At 39.3% G+C, this 15939-nt stretch carries 15 protein-coding genes and 1 pseudogene; 12 read left to right on the forward strand and 4 right to left on the reverse strand.

The features are described 5' to 3' along the window. The first annotated feature begins 86 nt into the window (after positions 1-86). From motA to map, 4 genes are all read left to right on the forward strand, one after another. Positions 87-890: a flagellar motor stator protein MotA gene (motA, locus tag BSM4216_RS03165; protein ID WP_048622717.1), complete on the forward strand. Its 804-nt coding sequence runs from the start codon at positions 87-89 to the stop codon at positions 888-890. Beyond that, positions 877-1629 (forward strand): flagellar motor protein MotB, encoded by a 753-nt coding sequence (gene motB / locus BSM4216_RS03170; RefSeq protein WP_048622718.1) that lies wholly within the window; start codon positions 877-879, stop codon positions 1627-1629. The genes motA and motB overlap by 14 nt, the downstream gene beginning before the upstream one ends. Positions 1630-1705: 76 nt before the next feature. Further along, positions 1706-2221 (forward strand): type 1 glutamine amidotransferase domain-containing protein, encoded by a 516-nt coding sequence (locus BSM4216_RS03175; protein ID WP_003354688.1) that lies wholly within the window; start codon positions 1706-1708, stop codon positions 2219-2221. Between the two features lie 210 nt (positions 2222-2431). Then, positions 2432-3205: a type I methionyl aminopeptidase gene (gene map, locus BSM4216_RS03180; RefSeq protein ID WP_048622719.1), complete on the forward strand. Its 774-nt coding sequence runs from the start codon at positions 2432-2434 to the stop codon at positions 3203-3205. Positions 3206-3220: 15 nt separating this feature from the next. Here map and BSM4216_RS03185 read toward each other — a convergent pair whose 3' ends face one another. Together BSM4216_RS03185 and BSM4216_RS03190 are read right to left on the reverse strand one after the other, a co-directional pair. Then, positions 3221-3442 (reverse strand): DUF1128 domain-containing protein, encoded by a 222-nt coding sequence (locus BSM4216_RS03185; protein ID WP_040341556.1) that lies wholly within the window; start codon positions 3440-3442, stop codon positions 3221-3223. 192 nt (positions 3443-3634) lie between these two features. Continuing rightward, positions 3635-3880 (reverse strand): annotated as a pseudogene (locus tag BSM4216_RS03190) (arsenate reductase/protein-tyrosine-phosphatase family protein); the annotation flags it as partial. Between BSM4216_RS03190 and BSM4216_RS03195 the strand changes: the two are divergent. Beyond that, positions 3880-4152 carry an arsenate reductase/protein-tyrosine-phosphatase family protein gene (locus tag BSM4216_RS03195; protein WP_425304157.1) on the forward strand — a complete coding sequence of 91 codons (273 nt, stop codon included), beginning with the start codon at positions 3880-3882 and terminating at the stop codon, positions 4150-4152. The pseudogene BSM4216_RS03190 and the gene BSM4216_RS03195 sit on opposite strands and share 1 nt — an antisense overlap. 12 nt (positions 4153-4164) lie before the next feature. Further along, positions 4165-4530, forward strand: coding sequence for a hypothetical protein (locus tag BSM4216_RS03200; protein WP_048622720.1), 366 nt, complete (start codon positions 4165-4167; stop codon positions 4528-4530). A gap of 229 nt (positions 4531-4759) precedes the next feature. Here the strand turns inward: BSM4216_RS03200 and BSM4216_RS03205 are convergent, their stop codons facing one another. Then, positions 4760-6724, reverse strand: coding sequence for a heavy metal translocating P-type ATPase (locus BSM4216_RS03205; RefSeq protein WP_048622721.1), 1965 nt, complete (start codon positions 6722-6724; stop codon positions 4760-4762). Between the two features lie 544 nt (positions 6725-7268). On the opposite strand from BSM4216_RS03205, the gene cax reads away from it, so the two are divergent. From cax to pdaA, 5 genes are all read left to right on the forward strand, one after another. Then, a complete protein-coding gene (cax, locus tag BSM4216_RS03210) occupies positions 7269-8321 on the forward strand; it encodes a calcium/proton exchanger (RefSeq protein WP_048622722.1) in 1053 nt (350 codons plus the stop codon). A 223-nt stretch (positions 8322-8544) separates the two neighbouring features. Further along, entirely contained in the window at positions 8545-9345 is an 801-nt protein-coding gene (locus tag BSM4216_RS03215; RefSeq protein ID WP_048622723.1) for a YfkD famly protein, read from the forward strand. 156 nt (positions 9346-9501) lie between these two features. Then, on the forward strand, positions 9502-9681 hold the full coding sequence (locus BSM4216_RS03220) for an SE1561 family protein (RefSeq protein ID WP_003354697.1): 180 nt from the start codon (positions 9502-9504) through the stop codon (positions 9679-9681). 280 nt (positions 9682-9961) lie between these two features. Further along, positions 9962-11518, forward strand: coding sequence for a fumarate hydratase (locus BSM4216_RS03225; protein ID WP_048622724.1), 1557 nt, complete (start codon positions 9962-9964; stop codon positions 11516-11518). A 168-nt stretch (positions 11519-11686) separates the two neighbouring features. Next, positions 11687-12475 carry a delta-lactam-biosynthetic de-N-acetylase gene (gene pdaA, locus BSM4216_RS03230; RefSeq protein ID WP_003354699.1) on the forward strand — a complete coding sequence of 263 codons (789 nt, stop codon included), beginning with the start codon at positions 11687-11689 and terminating at the stop codon, positions 12473-12475. A 994-nt stretch (positions 12476-13469) separates the two neighbouring features. On the opposite strand, the gene BSM4216_RS03240 is transcribed toward pdaA, so the two are convergent. Continuing rightward, positions 13470-13670: a helix-turn-helix transcriptional regulator gene (locus tag BSM4216_RS03240; protein WP_003354701.1), complete on the reverse strand. Its 201-nt coding sequence runs from the start codon at positions 13668-13670 to the stop codon at positions 13470-13472. Positions 13671-14124: 454 nt separating this feature from the next. Here BSM4216_RS03240 and BSM4216_RS03245 point away from each other — a divergent pair, with 454 nt between their 5' ends. After that, positions 14125-15486 (forward strand): IS4 family transposase, encoded by a 1362-nt coding sequence (locus BSM4216_RS03245; RefSeq protein WP_003353499.1) that lies wholly within the window; start codon positions 14125-14127, stop codon positions 15484-15486. Positions 15487-15939 lie beyond the last annotated feature (453 nt).

Below are 15939 nucleotides of genomic sequence, written 5' to 3' on the forward strand. Positions count from 1 at the left end.
TAGTAAATGAAACCTTAAAAATAGCAGTACGTTCATTGGCGGTCCATGACAATAGAAATAGAAATTTAGTAAATAGGGTGAGAATGATGGATAAGACAACAATTATTGGAGTAATACTCGGAATTATTGCCATTGGGGTCGGTATGGTGTTAAAGGGGGTCAACCTTTCGGTATTAGCGAATCCCGCCGCTTTTTTGATCATTATTGCAGGGACTATATCTGCTGTGACCATCGCTTTTCCAACGAACGAAATAAAAAAAGTTCCAAAATTGTTTGCGATTATTTTTAAAGAGCAAAAATTAATGAGTCGGCTTGAGGTGATTCGTTTGTTTTCGGAGTGGGCGGAAATTGCCCGCAGAGAAGGTCTTCTTGCCTTGGAATCAAGACTGGACGAGATAGAAGACCCTTTTTTGAAGAACGGTTTAAGTCTGGCGGTCGACGGTCAAAATGCCGACTACATCCGCGATGTCTTAACGGAAGAGATTGAAGCGATGGAGGAACGCCACAAAGTTGGAATTTCCATTTTTTTGCAAGCGGGTACATATGCTCCTTCGCTTGGGGTGCTTGGAGCGGTAATCGGATTAATAGCTGCCCTCGGAAATATGTCGGATACGGATGCATTAGGGCATGCCATTTCGGCAGCATTCGTGGCTACCATGTTAGGGATTTTTACCGGATATGTATTGTGGAATCCATTTGCCAATAAATTAAGACGAAAATCGCAGCAAGAAGTTCAATTAAAAGAAATGATGATAGAAGGAATTTTATCGATCATCGAAGGAGAGGCCCCTCGCACTATTGAACAAAAATTGTCTTCTTTTTTGCCTCAAGAGGAACGAAAGAATATGATGATGGAAGCGGAAGGTGTCAGTCAAAATGGCGAAGCGTAAAAAAAGGAATGACGATGAGCGTATAAGTGAATCTTGGCTGCTTCCTTATTCTGACTTGCTAACATTGCTTTTGGCGCTATTTATTGTCCTCTTTTCCATGAGTGCGGTCGATGCGAAAAAGTTTCAAAAATTTGCGCAGACCTTTAATGATATATTTCAAGGCAGCACAGGGGTCATGGATTTTTCCGATACGATTCAAACTCCGGTTCCGTCCCCCGACGGTAAGGCGAATAAAGATGACATTCTGAACAAAAAAGATGAAAAAGAATTAAAACAAGTAGAGGGAAGAATCAATCAATATATCGAAAAAAAACATTTGACGAATAAAATTACCACGTCCTTGACAAGCGAGGGACTTTTGTTGAGAATTCGAGATAATGTATTATTCGACTCCGGAAAAGCGACCATTCGGAAAGAGGACGTTCAAATGGCTAGAGAACTGTCAAATTTACTTGTCATGAATCCTCCTCATCAAATCATTATCAGCGGACACACCGATAACGTTCCGATTAAAACGGCTTCATTTGAATCCAACTGGGAATTAAGCGCTATGAGGGCCATCAATTTTATGAAAATTCTTTTGGAAAATCCGAAATTGGACCCGAGCCAATTTAGTGCCAAAGGATACGGCGAATACCAGCCGGTTGCAGACAACTCTACCCCGGAAGGAAGGGCTAAAAACCGACGCGTGGAAGTACTCATTATGCCGATCAATCAACAGAAGAACGTACAGCAATAAGCATAATGTTTGTTTAATAAACAAAAGAAGGGGTACAATAAATATCGGATAAAGTCGTAAAGGGGGAGAACAAACGATGGGTAAAAAAATTGCCGTATTGGTAACAGATATGGTGGAAGACTCTGAGTACACTGAACCTGTAAAAGCCTATAAAGAAGCAGGCCATGAAATTGTCAATATTGAAAAAGAAAAAGGGAAAACGGTAAAAGGCAAACATGGCGACGCTGTTATTACGATCGATGAAAGCATCGATAACGCGAAAGTGGAAAATTACGATGCTTTGTTGATCCCGGGAGGATTTTCACCAGACATATTACGTGCCGATGACCGGTTTGTTCAATTTGTTAAAGATTTTATGGATTCTAAAAAACCGGTATTTGCGATTTGCCATGGTCCACAGCTCCTCATCACGGCGAAAGCTCTGGAAGGAAAAACGGCTACTGGCTATAAATCCATTCGTGTTGATATGGAATACGCCGGCGCTCATTATAAAGATGAAGAAGTGGTTGTAAGCGACAACCAATTAGTAACGAGCCGGACACCAGACGATATTCCGGCGTTTAATCGCGAATCCTTGAAACTTTTGCAATAGAACATTTTTACGACATGAAGAAGGCATTAGTCAAGGGTTTGACTTGCTGACACGACGAGAAATGATTGTGTCAGCGAGTCAAACCCTTCATTTTTTTTGTAAAAGTAAAGAAAAAAAACATATAATAAACATAGAATATTGAAACATATCATTGTGCGTTTCCTTAAACTTGAGAAATGAAACGGAGCAAAAAAGAAAGGTAGGATTTTCATGATCGTATTGAAATCTCCACGTGAGATTGAAAAAATGCATGAAGCGGGAAAGCTTCTTGCTTCCACCCATAAAGAAATAGCTAAACTGATTAAGCCGGGAGTGACAACTTGGGACATTGAAGTTTTCGTGGACGAATATTTGAAAAAACACGGAGCGACACCGGAACAAAAAGGATATCGTGGCTACGAATATGCAACTTGCGCGAGCGTCAACGATGAAGTATGTCATGGATTTCCCCGGAAACAAGCGTTAAAAGAAGGAGATATTGTCACGATTGATATGGTGGTCCGGTTAAACGGCGGGCTGGCAGATTCGGCTTGGTCTTATGCTGTTGGAGAAGTCGATCCACAAACCCAAAAATTATTAGATGTAACGAAGACAGCGTTATATAAAGGAATCGAACAGGTGAAAATAGGAAATAGAATTGGAGATATTGGCCACGCTATTCAAACTTATGTGGAGGCGGAAGGTTTTTCTGTCGTTCGAGATTTTATCGGCCATGGAATAGGTGCGGTCATTCATGAGAAACCGGATGTTCCTCATTTCGGCCTCCCTGGAAAAGGTCCGCGCATAAAAGAAGGGATGGTCTTTACGATTGAACCGATGGTGAACATAGGCCATTGGGCAACGAAAATGGACGCTAATGGCTGGACGGCTAGAACAATGGATGGATCGCTGTCTGCTCAATATGAGCATACGATCGCTGTTACAAAGGACGGAATTCTCATACTAACCGATCAAGAGGAAGAAAAAACTGCCGGCTCCCACTAAACCGGCAGTTTTTCCTTACTTTCTCAAATATCCGAGTTCTTCCACAATCGCTTGCATCTCATTAGGGCTGAAATGATTTTTTCTCTGTACTAGTTCATAAATTTCTTTTAGTTCTTCATATTTGTCGGAACTAAAATTAGTAGATTTTAAAGCATCACCGTTGACCATTTTTAGCTTTTCTTTAATCTTTTCCACCATAAACTCAATATTTTCTAATGTGTTTTTTGAGAGATCCACTTGATCCATCCTTTCCCTTTTCGGCTAGTACTTATTCATATATTTTCATGTTTTTTCATTCCTGTCAAACCGAGCCGAGAAGAGATAGGATCTATGGTTTGAAAGCCGAAAGGTCGCTTTCGTTCGTGTTCTATGAACAATGACAAAGAAATACCACTATTTCTTTGTCGTTTTTCAATGAAAAATTTTGTAGAATAATGATAATACCATTTGCTTTTCTTGGCGGGCGACAAGCCCTTCATGGTTAATTTGATATTTTTTTAATATGGACAACGTTCCATGATGAGGAGATTCTCCGATATGCCAGCCGCCGATGCCAGCTGAGTCAACCGCAATTTTTTGATCTAACTTTTCTCGTTTTACCATGTCACGAAACATCGCCTCAGCCATGGGAGAACGACAAATATTTCCTAAGCAGACAAACAAGACGTGAATCAATCCAACCCTTCCTTTCTTTTGTACAGCGAGAAGACTTAAACAAATTCGATTATATTGTGGCGATGGATCAAAGCAACGTGGATGATTTACATAAGCTTGCTGGAGATGCTTCCACTACACACATCATTCGTTTGCTTGACTTAGTGGAAGAATCTGAGCAAAAGGATGTACCTGATCCTTATTTCACCGGTAATTTTGAAGAGGTTTATGAGCTGATCAAAAAAGGCTGCGACCGTCTGCTTGCGCTAATTAAAAAGGAACATAACCTTTAAGGGGGTAAAAAAATGGGGAGAAATAAATTCTTTGCAGGAATGTTCATCGGTGCTGCCGCAGGGGCTGCTGTCAGTTTATTGGACAAGTCCACACGCTCTAAAATGTCTAAAGTGTGCCAATATGTTGTCCAAATCGCAAAAGATCCAAATCGCATCATTTCTTCCACTAAGGAGATAGTAGAAAAAGCTAAAGAAACGGTCAAACAAGTGAATGAAGATGTTGGCTTTATCCGTGAAAAAGTGGAGGATCTTCGTGATTTAACACCGCAAGTGAAGGAATTGCTGACGGAAGCAAAAGATACGTTTTTGCCTGAAAAAAAGGATGCATCCTATCAAGACATCCATAACGAAAAGGAAACGACGGAAAGCGGAAAGTAGTGGACTATGGTTGGGATCGTGCGCTGAAGGGTATCTGGATGAAAAGGTCATGAAAGGCCTTGAACGGTCAAAAAGATAACAGAGAGCAATAAGCGAACAGAATGATAAAGCCGGAGCTGCTGAACCTGAAAATCCGCTTGATCGATTCCATAACTTCAATACGTTTTATGCAGCAACTCATAAAAAAGGGGGAGCGTTTTGGCCGCTCCCCTTTTCGATTTCTCGTTTTTTAATAAGCTTTTAATTCTTGTGCTTCGAACGCTTTTTCTTTTGGAGATTTCAAAAGCCGAAGCCCGTTTAAAATCACTAAGATCGTGCTTCCTTCGTGACCGATCACTCCGAAAGGAAGATCGAGAATTTGAAGGAAGTTGGAGCAAATTAACAACATAATGACTGCGATCGAAAAGACGATATTTTGTTTTACGATTTTATTCATTCTTTTGGAAAGCTGAATCGCATTGGCAATTTTGGCTAAATCATTTTTCATCAAAATAATATCAGCCGTTTCAAGCGCTGCGTCTGTTCCTTCTCCCATGGCAATTCCAACGTTTGCGGTTGCTAAGGCAGGGGCGTCATTAATGCCGTCGCCAACCATTGCGACCGTCCCGTATTTTTCCATAATTTTTTTCACATAGTCCGCTTTGTGCTGGGGCAGGCATTCGGCAATATAACCGTCTAAGTGAGCTTCTTTCCCGATGGTGTACGCTGTTTTATCGCTATCTCCGGTCAACATAATCGTATAAATTCCTTCTTGGCGCAGAAGATCAATGGCTTTTTTGGCATCGGGCCGAATGCTGTCTTTCAAAGCAAAGAGAGCAGCAATTCCGTTCGAATCGCGGACAAAAACGACGGTTTTTCCTTCTGACGCCAACTCTTTTGCTTTTCCATTTGCGAAAGAAAGCGCCTCATCCTTACCGACGAATTCCGCTTTGCCGATTTTCCATTCTTCTCCTCCCATCGCTGCCTTTACACCAGAACCGGCCACGTCTTCCAATTGGTCTACTTCTAAAAGCGGAATTTCCTTGTCTTCGGCAAATTTTACGATAGCCTGTGCAAGCGGATGATTCGATTGATTTTCAATTGAAGCGGCCATTTGAATAAGATGCGCTTCTTCTAAGCCGTTCCGGACAATGATGTCTGTTACTTCCGGTTTTCCTTTTGTCAGCGTACCGGTCTTGTCAAATGCGATTGCTTTTAAATGGCTTAAATTTTCTAAGTGAACACCGCCTTTTACTAAGATTCCGTTCCGGGCGCCATTAGAAATAGCCGCAAGAGTAGCGGGCATAATGGATGCGACTAGGGCGCACGGAGAAGCGACAACTAAAAGGACCATTGCACGATAGAACGTTTCATTCCAACTCCATCCAAACAAATAATGCGGTAGAAACATCATCAGCAAGACAACCGCCAACACCACTTTGACATAGCGCCCTTCGAATTTTTCAATAAAAAGCTGTGACGGTGATTTTTCGCTTTGAGCAGATTGGACAAGCTCAATGATTTTTTGGAATAGAGTTTCATTCGATCGTTTCGTAATTTCAACAGTAATGGAGCCATTGATATTGACGGTTCCGGCAAAAACTTCTTCACCCAGTTGTTTCGTTACGGGCATGGATTCCCCAGTAATCGCCGATTCATCTACAGAAGAGCTTCCCTTTACGATCCGGCCGTCAGAAGGGATACGTTCACCCGGTTTCACGATAATCAAGTCGCCGATATTAAGACTGAAAACGGGAACTCGTTCCAAATTTCCGTTGGTGATTCGCCACGCTTCTTCTGGCTGCAGATCCATTAAGGAAGAGATTTCTTTTTGGCTTTTATTCATGGTATACGTTTCTAAAGCTCCGCTGACAGAAAAAATAAAAATTAAAACAGCTCCTTCTGTCCAGTACCCGATGCTCGCCGATCCGATGGCTGCAACAATCATTAATATTTCTACATTTAATTCTTTATTTTTTATGGTTTCTTCAATGCCTTCTTTTGCTTTGGCAAAACCGCCGATAGCAAACGCCAGCAGGTAGAGCACACTTGGAACCAGTCCGGCATGATTTTTTTCCGTTATCCAAGCTGCTAAAATAAGCAAACCGCTTAATAAAGCTGCCATTAATTCAAGATGCGGTTTCAGTTTCTCCAACTTCGCCATTTTCGTTTGAACGATTTTTTTATTTGTCAAAGCATTCGCATCTGCGCTCATCGTGACCCTCCTTGTTTAATTGAAAATAAACTCTTTTTAATTGAGAATAATAATCACCTTCATTATATTGATAATAGCATTAAAATAAGTAATATAAGGTGATTAATATATTTTTTAAATTAAAATTATTATAATGTAGCTATATATTAACATACATTGTTTCAGATGTGAAGAATAAAAACCAGAAAGATTTCTTATATTGAAAAAGCGGGATAGAACTCATTCCAGAAAAAGAAGTTTTGATTCGGAAAAAGGGGTTGCATCTTCTTTACAAGCAATGAAATTGAAAATAATGAATAGTGATAAAAAGGTAAGACAAAAAAATTTGATGTATAATGTATAAAAATGGTATATTCAAAAATGTTATGAAAAAGGGACTAAAAGGTTAACGGCTTTCATAAGAAGTGAAAAAATTTATAATAGAAACTTGGAAAAACATCTGACAAGCCTTTTTAGCGTTTTGCTTAAGACCAACCTTCTTGGAAAAATTCAATACCGGATTCCTGTACTCGTGAAATTATTTAGAAAGAAATGAGGTTTGTTTATGAATAAAATTTTTGCCATTATGGTATTTGCCGGGGTTCCTTTGTCCGTTATAGGGGCTCTGCTTCATTGGCCAGCTGTCATGATGTTTGTCGTTTATTGTTTCACCATTATTGCATTGGCCAGTTATATGGGCAGAGCGACAGAAAGTTTGGCCATTATTGCCGGGCCCAGAATTGGCGGACTTTTAAATGCGACATTTGGAAATGCCGTTGAATTAATTATTTCTATTTTTTCTTTAAAAGCGGGTCTTGTTGAAGTTGTATTGGCTTCTTTGACTGGTTCGGTTTTAGGAAATCTGCTTTTAGTTGCCGGGCTTTCCTTTTTTTTAGGGGGACTGAAATTTAAAAGGCAAAAGTTTAATGTGTATGACGCCAGACATAATTCCGGGCTGTTAATGTTTGCTGTCATTGTGGCCTTTGTTATCCCGGAAATTTTTTCATTAAAGATGACTGGAGACAAAACTTTTTCATTAAGCATTGGGATTGCAGTAATCATGATTCTCTTGTACTTGGCTGCCTTGTACTTTAAATTGGTTACTCATCGCGGAGTGTATCATTCCACACAAGAAAGTCAGGAAGAGCATGAAGAGCCGGAATGGAAAAAAGGGAAAGCCATGGTTATATTGGCGTTGGCGACGATTGCAGTGGCTTACGTTTCTGAAAATCTGGTACATACATTTGAAGTTGTGGCGGACAAATTCGGCTGGAGTGAATTGTTTATCGGGGTCATTATAGTCGCCATAGTCGGAAATGCAGCGGAGCATGCTTCTGCCGTTCTTATGTCCATGAAAAATAAAATGGATATCGCAGTGGAAATTGCCATCGGCTCTACACTCCAAGTAGCTATGTTTGTAGCGCCGATATTGGTGCTTGCATCGATGTTTTTTGAACATTCTATGCCGTTAATCTTTACGTTGCCAGAATTAATTTCCATGGTCACGGCCGTCTTGTTGACGATTGTCATCCAAAACGACGGAGAGTCGAACTGGTTTGAAGGGCTGACATTAATAGCCGCCTATTTCATAATGGGAATAGGATTTTATTTGCTGTAGCAAACAAAATCTGGTATGGAAGAATAAGCAGTGATTAAAAATTCTATTTTAATGAAAGAGATTGGTTTATTCTTAAACGCTGACAATAAGTCAGCGTTTTTCATTTTCATAAGCTTTTTTACCTATCATAGCCGTTCTCTTTTTTCTTGAAAAAGGGATAGGAAAAAGAATATGGGAAACTCTATAAAAAAGTAGACATCGAAGAGAAGGGAGTAAAGCATTCATGAAAGTGTACCGCATTGTCCTGATAACTTTCTTTCTATCCCTGTTCACCGTAACGGCTGCGGAGGCGGCCATAAAAAGCGACAATCGGCATTATCAAATGCCTTCATCTGTGATGAATATAGCGAAAGAAAACACCTATCCGAACCCGACGCAAGATCTCCCATCTTTGCAGCCAAGCGAATTTACGAAGGATTTGCTGAGTACATCTAAAGTGAAAATTGAAAATCCCGATTTAATTCGAATGTTGAATGAAACTTCCATTAACAAAACACCCTTTGCTATCGGATTGAGAGCCACTATTTATTTGGGGGAATGGCCTCTTAATTATGAATCGAGCGAAACGGTTCCCAATTGGGAATATCAAAAAATCAATACGAATTATTTTGATAACCGCGGCGGTAATGCCAATTACAAAATTCATTATGTACAGGAAATGCAAAAACAGATTAAAGGCGGTTTAACCGCTAAAATTCCACATGCAGATGATGTTCAGAAAATGATGATGCTGACTGCGGCACAAAAAACAAAACTTCCACTTTCATTTTCAACAACGATTGGAGCCGGTACGAAAAAAAGCCAGGTTTATAATATCCCGGCACAAAGGCTTGGCTATTTATATGCATACGCACCCGCGGTGAATGAAAAAGGAAAAGTTACGTATGGAGAAGTATTTATTGTACTGAAAGGAATGAAAAGATCGATTGTTGTCAAGAATGTAACCTCACAAGGAATTGGAGCGTGGATTCCCATTCAGGACCATGTGACGTTTGCCTTCGTCACATCGAGCGAACCTAAATAGAAAGAATAATGAAGGCCAGAACCAAAGCAGGAGGATGAACCATTATCATCCGCTTGTGTTAGGTGTCTGGTCTTTTGTTGGAAACAGGGTTTCTTGCGATGCAAATTGCTTTTTTGAAAAAGCTTGATTATGATAAAAAAGAAGGGAGAGAAAATAGTGGGGAAAACAATTTATGATACAAATAAACAGCTGAGCTATTTAAAAGAGAGACTGAACATGTTTTTGACGGTATTGGATTCATTGGAACCAGAATCAACGGATATTGAAGATATCGATCGATTAATTCAAATCGTCGAGGAAATAGAAGAAAAATACAAGCAGTTTCGTGACAGATAGCAGCCGTTTTTTTTCGGCTGCTTGATTTATTTTAAGGGATAGGTTCTTTTCGCTCGTTTTTTCCACTTATGAACGTTTCACCCATTTAGTGCTGCATGAAAAAAGAAGAGCTTTGCAAGGCATCTTTCGTGACTGCAAGCACGGCGTTTCCATAAACTTTTTTGTAACCGATTCCATATTTGTCTTTTCAACCTTCAGCTCACAAAGTATAATGATAGGGGAAATTTTTTGTCTATTTTGTCAATACATATTTTTTGCAGTAAAAGGGAGAGGGGAAAACATGGATTTCGAAAAGTTTAAAGAGAGTATGTACCAATTGATTGTAGAGACCTCCACTAACTTGCCAAAAGATGTCCGCCGAGCCATTTTGGCTGCTAAAAGGAAAGAAAATGCCGGTACAAGAGCGGCTATGAGCTTAGCTACTATTACCCAAAATATTCAAATGGCCGATGACAATGTTTCGCCTATTTGCCAAGATACGGGACTGCCTACTTTTAAAATCAAAACACCAGTCGGAGTGAACCAACTCAAGTTAAAACAGGCGATTTATGAGGCGATCGAACAGGCGACAAAAGATGGGAAATTGCGTCCTAATTCGGTCGATTCCTTAACGGGCAAGAACTCCGGAAATAATATTGGAGCCGGGACGCCTGTCATTAAATTCGAGCAGTGGGAAGAAGATTATATAGATGTCCGTTTGATTTTAAAAGGCGGCGGATGCGAAAATAAAAACATTCAATACAGCTTGCCTTGTGAATTGGAAGGATTGGGAAGAGCGGGACGTGATTTGGACGGCATTCGTAAATGTATTTTGCATGCCGTTTATCAAGCTCAAGGACAAGGCTGCAGCGCCGGATTTATTGGAGTCGGAATCGGAGGAGATCGTTCATCCGGATATGATTTGGCTAAAGAGCAATTATTCAGACCGGTGGATGATGTCAATCCGAATGAAGATTTGCGCAAGCTGGAAGAGTACATCATGGAAAACGCTAACAAGTTGGGGATCGGAACCATGGGATTTGGAGGAGAAACGACCCTTCTTGGCTGCAAAATTGGCGTTATGAACCGAATTCCCGCCAGCTTTTTCGTTTCAGTAGCTTATAATTGCTGGGCATTTCGCCGTCTCGGTGTGAAGATCGATCCGAATACTGGGGCCATTTCCGAATGGTTGTATCAAGATGGAGAAAAAGTCACTTTTGAACCTTCGGAATCGGAAAAAGAAACGGCAGCTTCCAATGAGGATTCAGCGCAAACCAATGTCGTTACTTTAGAAGCGCCGATTACGGAAGAACAAATACGCCAGCTGAAAGTAGGGGACGTTGTTCAAATTAACGGCATGATCTATACAGGCCGTGATGCCATTCATAAATATTTAATGGATCATGATGCACCAGTTGATTTAAACGGCCAAATCATTTATCACTGCGGTCCGGTCATGCTGAAAGATGACGAAGGAAATTGGCATGTCAAAGCGGCTGGTCCGACTACTTCGATTCGCGAAGAGCCTTATCAAGGAGACATTATGAAAAAATTTGGCATCCGCGCCGTGATCGGAAAAGGTGGCATGGGACCGAAAACGTTGGCGGCGTTAAAAGAACATGGCGGCGTATATTTGAATGCTATTGGCGGTGCTGCGCAATATTATGCGGATTGCATTCAATCAGTAGAAGGCGTGGATTTAATGGAATTTGGCATTCCTGAAGCCATGTGGCATTTAAGAGTGAAAGGATTTACGGCCGTTGTCACGATGGATTCCCACGGAAATAGCCTGCATGAAGATGTGGAGAAATCTTCATTGGAAAAATTGGCGCAATTGAAAGAACCTGTATTTCAATAATCCTATCGGGAGGATGACTTTTCGTCATCCTTTTTTTATTTTACAACTTACAGAAAAAGGAATGGAAAAGTCGGCATGAATCCTTTTTTTTCACAAAAAATAGGCAAGACAGATCCTGCATTTCATGGCAAGAAAGCAACAAGAAATACGTTGTAAAGGAAGGATAACATGCGAAGACGTACACTGATAGTATGGATAAGCGCGCTTTTGCTGGCATGTTTCATGGCGACGCCTGCATCGGCGCTTTCTAATCAACCTATTCATTGGGGATTTAAAAAAGCTCAAAACGGAAAACCGGCAGAAGCGGGACAGGAATATGACGAGCTGTTGGCCAAGTACGGGAGTTATTATAAAGGGCCAAGCAACAAAAAAATTCTTTATTTAACGTTTGATAATGGATATGAAAATGGCTATACAGCTCAAATTTTAGACGTGCTCAAAAAAGAACATGTGCCGGCCGCCTTTTTTGTAACAGGACACTATTTAAAAACAGCCCCCGAACTGGTGCAAAGAATGGTGAAAGAAGGGCATATCGTTGGAAATCATTCTTGGAGCCACCCTGACTTAACGCAAGTGAGCGACGAAAAACTAAAGCTGGAATTAAAGAAAGTAAAAGAGGAAACAGCCAAATTGACAAAGCAAAAAGAGATGAACTATATGCGTCCACCGCGGGGCATTTTAAGTGAGAGAACATTGGCTTTGGCGAAAGAGGAAGGATATACCCATGTTCTTTGGTCGCTTGCATTTGTCGACTGGCAGACCAATAATCAAAAAGGGTGGAAATACGCCTATCAAAACATCATGGCTCAGGCTCATCCGGGCGCGATTTTATTGCTTCATACTGTATCGAAAGACAACGCAGAAGCTTTAGAAAAAGTCATCCAAGATTTAAAAAAAGAAGGCTATCAATTTAAAAGCTTGGATTATTTAACAAAAAGCCAAAACAAAAAGAAGTGATCCCATAACTCCCACCAGCAGCGGACTATGATCGGGATTGAGTTGGCTCTCGCAAACCATATTTTTGGGGAGGTGTCGTCCATAAATTTGGATAGAAGGACTGGTTGAAATAACCATCCTATAAATATGGTAAGTATTGGAAATGCCTAAACTGTTTAGAAATGATCTCGGTATTGAACCGGGGTCATTTTTAAATTCCTTTTGACAACAACCATGATGATGCTTTTGACTGCTTTAATGCTTACAGTTTCACATCTTTTAGATTTCACTTCACCCTTTAAATAGCAGAATAAGAATTCAGTTGAGCATTATCCCGACCATTTCCTTTCTAAATATTTGATGAATCCCCTCATTTATTACTTTATATTGAAAAAAGGGATAATTGTAATGGAACCCTTTTTTTGAATGAAGGAACGCTTCAGGGCAAATTGATTTGAATATAGCTTCTTTAAGTTTTTCTAAGGTTCTAAAAACAATATCCATCTATAAAGAAGCGGATAAATAATGGGTAAGTATCTCATTTGTACTTCCATTGAATACAGGATAAATAGTCTGTTTGACCATATGCATATATAGATAAGACATTTTTTATCAAAGGGTTCGCCTCATAGGTAAATCGCCAACGATCTAAGCATTATTAACAGTTTTTTATTTTGAATACATAGAAAAACCCGAATAAGGAGCACAGTTTTCATTCTTGTCCAATATTCGGGTTATGGTTCATCAATCAACACCTTTTTTTATTTAATAAACAGTTTATTCAATTAACTGAAGGGGATAGGTTAATGTTTTCTACATTTTTTTCTTAAAAATTCGCAATGAAATAAAGAAAATGATAACGCCTACGCACAAAATGATAAATTGTATTCCTGGTTCTCCCTTAGTTATGACATCATAAAAAGTCCATATTAATAGAGCTAAGGAATAGAAATAGGATAAAATTTTTGTCGATTTATCAGCTTGATATCGTTCCATTTCATCCGCTTTCCTCATTTTATTTTTCCCTCCCATATAAAAATAACTCATCTACAGTGGTATTGAGGACTTTGGATAACTTAAATGCTAACTCTAAAGTTGGATCATACTTGTCATTTTCAATGGCATTTATAGTTTGCCTTGTTACATTACATTGTTCAGCTAATTGGGCTTGAGATAGCATTTTTTGTTCTCGAAGCAATCGAATTCGATTCTCCATCACGTTAACCGTCCTTTTTTTATAATACTTAATACTTGTTATGTCAAAAGTTTTTGACATATTTATTATATAATTTTCAGACAAAAGTGTCAAAAGTTTTTTGCATGATTGAACGAAAGGCTTGGGTTAGGATGTCCTCTTTCATATATATCAATACTTAGTTTTTTCTTTACATGGGTAAGATAAAGAGGAAGTCGAAAAAGAAATACAGAACGTTTGCGCAGCCATTGATGTATCTCTAAGTAAGTAGGAGACGATATAACAACATAAGGTTAATTACTCAACTTTCGCAGTGAAAAATTTATGAATAATCCTTGATTTGATAGGTTTCTTTGGGTATCTCATATTCACTTGACACTGAAAAAATTCGTCTAAAAAACAAAAAGACACCTCTTTCTTTTGGTAAACTATTGGTGACCAAACCAAAAACCAAAGAAAGAAAGGTGTCACCATTATGATAACGAAAAAAGAGTATTTTGCGCAATTACCAAAAGAAATAAAAGACGGATTTTCTGAATTACAAATTGGTAATCATTTAAGAAAAGCAGGAATTATCAAGGCTTGTGGTTATTCTTGTTTATCGATTTTTCAACTATTATTTCTTCTTGTTTTTCAATACAGAAACTGGTACCACGCCTTACAAAGCAAAAAGGCTGCCGATTTACCAGGAAAAGATACCATTTATCGTTTTTTGAACTCGTCTACGTATAACTGGAGAACCTTTTTACTATCTCTGAGCTCCGAAGTGATTCGTCGTGTGAAACAAACGATTTCGAAGCGCCGTGTTACCGTGTTTATTGTAGACGATTCGATTTATTCTCGTAACCGTAGTAAATCGGTTGAGCTTCTAGCTAAAGTATTCGATCATTCCACTCGTCAGTTTGTCAATGGTTTTCAACTATTAACGCTCGGATGGTCCGATGGCTTTACATTTGTACCTATCGATTTCGCTCTTTTGAGTTCAGCGAACCAAAAGAATCGCTTGAACGAAATCCATTCGTCCATTGATAAACGAACCACAGGCTACAAACGACGGCTCGAGGCATTGGAAGCAAAACCAAACATGGTGTTGAAATTAGTAGAACATGCATTGGATAAAGGAATTTTCGCTGATTATGTGCTCATGGATACATGGTTTACTCATGCCCCGTTGGTGGAGAAGATTCACTCCAAAGGCCTTTTTGTCATTGGTATGGTCAAACAGCTGAAACAACGGTATCTTTTCAACGGAGAACGTTTAACCTTGGAACAACTGTATCGAAAAGCGAAACGAGACATTGGCAAAAAAGAAACACTCGGCTCGATTCACGCAACCCTTCATACGGGTTTACCAGTGAAAATCGTGTTTGTGCGGAATCGAAACAACCAAAGTGAATGGCTAGCCATTTTGAGTACAGATACCACGCTGTCTAATGAAGAAATCGTTCGAATCTATGGGATGCGTTGGGACATTGAAACCTTTTTTAAATTCAGTAAATCGTTTTTACATTTAGCCAAAGAGTTTCAAGGTCGTTCCTATGACATGATGATTAGCCATACTACCATTGTCTTCACTCGGTATATCTTGATTGCTTGGCAACTTCGGAAAGAAGAGGATCCGAAGACCATGGGCAACTTATTCTTGTTTCTATGTGACGAAGTAAAGGAGATGGACTTTAAAACGGCTTTACTACAATTGATTTCTCTTTTCCAAACTTTGGCTGAAGCTAAGGTTTATTTGAGTATGGACATTTTTCAGTGTCAACTGTCCAATTGGATTACTTCTTTACCTCGTTATATCAAGGACTGTCTCCATATTTCTGTGTGCGAAAGTTGAGTTAATTATGAACAACTAAACTACACACGAGTCGATGTTTGATAAGGTCGATTGTTACATTAAAGCTTTGCCACCGAGGCAACCATTTTTAAATAATAACTTTCATTCTTTCTTCGAGAGGCCACATTTCTTTTTCTTTCTACCGTCAGTTGGATCTTATCCGCCCTTTAAGCATCCAGTGATGACCTTTTTGATAAAATCACCTACAAGGCGATTCCGGTAAGTGCTTGAAGACTTTTCACAAATTTTTTGCCATAACTCCAATATGTTACGGATTTTCTCTGAATAGGTAGACCTGCATTTTTACTAAATATTTCAATTAGATTAGACGTTTGGACAAAGATTTCTAGTGCTATCAACTCACAGAGGAAAACATAACAGCATTTATGTAAAAAACTTTTTACTTAATGTATTTTTTTATATAGGCTAGTTGTATAATCAAATGCAACAAGC

The organism is Bacillus smithii (assembly GCF_001050115.1).
Lineage (GTDB): Bacteria > Bacillota > Bacilli > Bacillales > DSM-4216 > Bacillus_O > Bacillus_O smithii.

Bases quoted from the DNA above. Each gene is read 5' to 3' on its own strand.
- motA (WP_048622717.1), top strand. From the start codon at position 87: ATGGATAAGACAACAATTATTGGAGTAATACTCGGAATTATTGCCATT.
- motB (WP_048622718.1), top strand. From the start codon at position 877: ATGGCGAAGCGTAAAAAAAGGAATGACGATGAGCGTATAAGTGAATCT.
- BSM4216_RS03175 (WP_003354688.1), top strand. From the start codon at position 1,706: ATGGGTAAAAAAATTGCCGTATTGGTAACAGATATGGTGGAAGACTCT.
- map (WP_048622719.1), top strand. From the start codon at position 2,432: ATGATCGTATTGAAATCTCCACGTGAGATTGAAAAAATGCATGAAGCG.
- BSM4216_RS03200 (WP_048622720.1), top strand. From the start codon at position 4,165: ATGGGGAGAAATAAATTCTTTGCAGGAATGTTCATCGGTGCTGCCGCA.
- BSM4216_RS03205 (WP_048622721.1), bottom strand. From the start codon at position 6,724: ATGAGCGCAGATGCGAATGCTTTGACAAATAAAAAAATCGTTCAAACG.
- cax (WP_048622722.1), top strand. From the start codon at position 7,269: ATGAATAAAATTTTTGCCATTATGGTATTTGCCGGGGTTCCTTTGTCC.
- BSM4216_RS03215 (WP_048622723.1), top strand. From the start codon at position 8,545: ATGAAAGTGTACCGCATTGTCCTGATAACTTTCTTTCTATCCCTGTTC.
- BSM4216_RS03225 (WP_048622724.1), top strand. From the start codon at position 9,962: ATGGATTTCGAAAAGTTTAAAGAGAGTATGTACCAATTGATTGTAGAG.
- pdaA (WP_003354699.1), top strand. From the start codon at position 11,687: ATGCGAAGACGTACACTGATAGTATGGATAAGCGCGCTTTTGCTGGCA.
- BSM4216_RS03240 (WP_003354701.1), bottom strand. From the start codon at position 13,670: ATGGAGAATCGAATTCGATTGCTTCGAGAACAAAAAATGCTATCTCAA.
- BSM4216_RS03245 (WP_003353499.1), top strand. From the start codon at position 14,125: ATGATAACGAAAAAAGAGTATTTTGCGCAATTACCAAAAGAAATAAAA.